At 64.2% G+C, this 4,248-nt stretch carries 4 protein-coding genes; all 4 read right to left on the reverse strand.

Annotated elements, in window-relative coordinates:
• Positions 1-1,403, reverse strand: a 1,403-nt coding sequence (locus V7116_RS24935) for a Clp protease N-terminal domain-containing protein (protein ID WP_324394712.1), incomplete at its 3' end; no start/stop codon positions are given.
• A 183-nt stretch (positions 1,404-1,586) separates the two neighbouring features.
• Positions 1,587-2,771, reverse strand: a complete 1,185-nt coding sequence (locus V7116_RS24940; RefSeq protein WP_324394713.1) for a TolB family protein — start codon at positions 2,769-2,771, stop codon at positions 1,587-1,589.
• A 151-nt stretch (positions 2,772-2,922) separates the two neighbouring features.
• Positions 2,923-3,753, reverse strand: a complete 831-nt coding sequence (locus V7116_RS24945) for a response regulator transcription factor (protein WP_324394714.1) — start codon at positions 3,751-3,753, stop codon at positions 2,923-2,925.
• A 131-nt stretch (positions 3,754-3,884) separates the two neighbouring features.
• Positions 3,885-4,248, reverse strand: a 364-nt coding sequence (tilS, locus tag V7116_RS24950; protein WP_324394715.1) for a tRNA lysidine(34) synthetase TilS, incomplete at its 5' end; no start/stop codon positions are given.

Consider the following 4,248-nt stretch of genomic DNA (forward strand, 5'->3'; position numbering starts at 1 on the left):
CCGATCGGGCGCTTGGGATCTTTGAGGCCCACGCGCGCCGTCTTCACCGCGCGGCTGAGCGCGATCACGGCTTCATCCTGGCCGATGATGCGCTCGTGCAGGTGCTCGACCATGCTCGCGTACTTGCCGCGCTCGTCCTGCCCCAGCTTGCTGACCGGGATGCCCGTCATCTGCGCGGCGGCGAGCGTCACGTCTTCCGCGTCGAGCACGGCGTCGGCCACTTCCTGCCGGAACGCGATGTGCTGCTGCCCGCTCAGGCTGACCAGCGCCGCGGCGCGGTGCAGCAAATGTTCGGCGCTCAGCGGCAGCGGCGTGCCGCTCATGTAACGGCGGGCAAGCTGCGCCGCCGTCTTCAGCGCTTCTTCCTCGACCTCGATGCTGTAATCCGCGGCAATGTGCGGCGCGATCACCTTGAGGATTTCCACCGTCTCGCGCAGATCCGGCGCGGAAACATTCAAAAGCTGCACGTTTTCGGTGATGGCGTTGATCCCGCGCAGGCGCTCGTCCCACATGGACTGCGTCGTCGTGCCGATGATTACCGGGTTATCGCCCAGGAAGGCTTTTTGCAGCAGCAGCCCCGCCTTGGGAAATTCCGCCTTGAGCGCGCCGCCGAAGAACCGGTGAATATGCGGCACAAACAGAATCCCGCCGTTGGCGCGGCGCAGCCCGCTCTCGACCGTCTTTTCTTGCTGGTCGAGCAGCATCCTCTCGTCGAGCTGGACCAGCTTGCTGAGGTCTTTCGGCCCCTTGTCCTCCGCGATTAGCAGCGCGAGACTGTATGCCAGCGTGCGCTTCCCGACGCCATCCGGCCCTGTCAACAGCACGTGCCGGTTGACGGTCTGGCCGAGCATCTGCATCAGGTCGCGCAGCAGCGACTCCCGGAAGTACACCGCGCGCAGCTCGCCCACGCGGGCATCGGCCACCATATCGCTGCTGCGGCCCGAAGTCGTGCGGCGCATGGTCGTCTCGCTCGACTCGGACTCGGTGAACACGTCGCGCATGGCGCTTTTGGTGATGCCGAACTGCGTCAGCAGCCCCGCCGTACCGACTTCGCGCTCGGTCAGCGCGCCCAACAAATGATCGGTGTCGATCTCGGACAGGTTCAGCGCCTGCGCGACGCTCAACGCCTCGTCCAGCGCGATCACCATCGAACGGCTCAACTCGGTCCTTTGTTTGCCATGCGCCAGATAATTCAGCTCGCCGCTGAGATCGCGGCGGCTCTGCACGGCGAGCTTGGCCTGCCGTTCCAGCCGCTCAAGATCCGCGCCGCGCTTTTCTGCAAACGTCTGGAACACGCGTGAGGCCGCCGTATTCTTGCTGCGAAGCAGGCCCATCAGCACTGCTTCGGGCGTCAGCAGCCCCTTGCCATAGGCGCTGAGCACATCCACCGCATCGTCTAACACGGCTTGTGTATCTTTGGTCAATAAATTGGGGTTTAGATTGCCCATCCCACTCATCCCGCGAACGCTGTGCGGACACGCTACAACAGTACCCAACATTGGGCCAGAGAACAACTCAAAAAGCGTTCCCTCACGAGATCATAGCGGGTTGGGCGGTGGTTTGTCTGCCCCTAAATTGAGGGGGTGTCAGAGGCGTAAAACGCGATGGGGTGGCGGCAGGCCGTGATGGGCAACGATGCTCAGCACGAGCATCGCTCCGCCCAGCAGCGCCAGCAGGCCCAGCTGCAGCGTGCTTTCCAGCGCGGGCGACCACAGGGGGAAATACGCGATCCCGCTGCCCGCCGTCAGCAGTTCCAGATCGCGCCCGTCGGCACGGACGCGATAGATCCCCGGCTGAAACGACACCGACGCCGTGCCAAACATGGGGAACACCAGCCACTCGCCGTCCGGCGACCAGCTTACCGGAGCCTGAAGCGTGCCGGAGACCAACCCTTCCAGGCGGCTGCCATCCGCGCGGACGCGGTACAGGGTGCGCGTGTTCTGCCCGTCGAACGCGACGAACACCAGCCACGCGCCATCCGGCGACCAGCTTACCGGCCCGCCGATCTCCAGCGCGTTTTCGATGAGCTGTTCCGGCTGCCCGCCCACAGCAGGGATGCGGTAGAGATGGCGCTGGCCGTCCTGCCCGGCAGCCACGTAAGCGATCCAGTCGCCGGACGGCGACCAGCCCGCGCAGCAGCCCTCGACCACCAGCGACGGCTCGCCGCCGCCCGCGTCCACGCGGTACACCGACCGCCGCGACGTGTCCTGCGGCGTGAAGGCGTCGAAGATCAGCGCCTGCCCGTCCGGTGACCACGACAGGTTGCTGTACGTCAGCGTCTCAGTGGCGGACGAGGCGCTGGCGGTCGTGAGTTGGGTGGACGCGCCGCCATGCGCGGAGACGCGGTACAGGTACGACGGCTCGCCGCCAGCGGGCGCGGCGCTCGCCGCGTACGCGATCCACTCCCCGTCCGGCGACCATGCCGCCGACTGGATCTCCGCGACTGAATTGACCAGCAGGTGCTGGCTGCGCCCCGCGATGTCCATCACGGTCAGCGCGTCACGATCCAGGTGGCTGATCACCGCGAGGCGTGTGCCATCGGGGGACCAAAGCAGCGTCGGCACGGAGCCGATCACCACGGCCAGCCGCTCGACCTGGGATCCATCGGGATTGATACGGTTGATGTCGTAAGAATTGCTGCGCGAGCGCGAGGAAATGTACACGATCCAGTTTGCGTCGGGATGCCGGGTGGTCCCGACGAAAAGCGCACAGGTGATCGCAACGATAGCCAGCCCACCCAGGCCCGTGCTGATGCGCAGCAGAAACCCCACGGTCAAACCTCAACAAAGGTTATTGATCTACTACCACCATGCTAACGAAACGCGCGCCAAACAACAAAAAGTCTCACGGGCTGTCGCCTGTGAGACTCGAATTGACAGTGATCGCTGCGGATAACGCGCAGCGGTTGTCCCCGCGACGCCGCTAGGACGGCTCCGACAGGCGGTAGCCGATGCCGCGCACGTTCACGATGATGTTCGGGTTCTGCCCCGACGACTTCAGCTTGCGCCGCAGATTGCTCACGTGCGGGCGGATGACTTCGCGCGCTTCGTGTTCTTCCAACGTATACCCGCGCACCTCGCGCACCAGCTCCGAGCACGGCACGACGCGGCCCCGGTGCGCCGCCAGATAGAGCAGCAGGTCGAACTCGGTCGGCGTCAGATCGATCGGCTGGTCGCCCACCGAAATCTGGTAGCGGCCCGGGAAGATCGTCAGCGGCCCGATCGTCATCGTGGTGACGGGCGTCACGACTGGCGTGCTGGACGGCGCGCCATCCGAATGGTGCGTGCCCGACGGCTCGCTCGCCGTTTCGCCAGCCAGCGCCTCAACGTTTTCCTGAATGGTGCGCAGCAGCACGCGGCGGCTCTTTAGGTTGCGCGCCCGCTCGACCCCCTGAGCCACGCTGTCGCGGATGCTCTGGCTGCTGCTGGGCTTGGTCAAATAATCGTGCGCACCCAGCCGGAGGCTTTCGATGGCCGACTCAAGGTTGGCGTAGCCGGTCAGCAGAATCACGACTGCATCCGGCGCGCGCTCCTTGATCTTGGCAAGCAGCTCCACGCCGCTCAGCCCCGGCATACGGATGTCCGTCAGGACGACATCATACTCCTGCTGCTGCATCATCTCCAACGCTTCTTCGCCGGACGACGCAGTCTGAACCTGGTAGCCGACCCGCTGAAGAGTCTTGCTGATCGAGTAACGAATTGCCCCTTCGTCATCGACGACGAGGATGTGTGCGTCTTCTCCGTTGCTTGTCATTCAGACTGCCTCTTGAAGTAATTCGTTCTATATTCGGCGGTTCACGCTGTCTTAACTATATCTGAAGGTTCTAAAAAACGCAAGGTTTTGTTAATCCTCACGATAGTGCAAGCATAAATATCGTATTCCTATCATTTATTTGCAGCGCGCCAGCCGAGAACGATCGCCACTTTTCCCTCACATCCCGCCTCGCTGTACGCAAACGCCTCTGTGACTCGCCCGCGCAGCCTGTCCCGGGCAGGCGCGGCAAACCACGCGATCGCCCCATCGACCGTGACCAGCGCGATACGATCGCGGAATCGTTTAGGCACCTTCATGTTAATCAATGTATCGGCCAACTGCTGCGTCCGCCCGCCCATGCCGCGCGGCGCGAAACGATCCCCCGGATGACGTGCACGCAGCACCAACATGGCCCCACGCGGCACGCACAGCACCGCCGCCAGCGGATCGGCGTGGATGGCGGCCACGTCCGCGCCGGGCGGCAGCGGCTCCGCC

The sequence above is a fragment of the Aggregatilinea sp. genome (genome assembly GCF_036822615.1).
In the GTDB taxonomy this organism is placed as follows: Bacteria; Chloroflexota; Anaerolineae; order Aggregatilineales; family Aggregatilineaceae; genus Aggregatilinea.

What these genes read in the sequence shown, in the direction of transcription:
- V7116_RS24945 (WP_324394714.1), bottom strand. Translation starts at nt 3,753, where the DNA reads ATGACAAGCAACGGAGAAGACGCACACATCCTCGTCGTCGATGACGAA.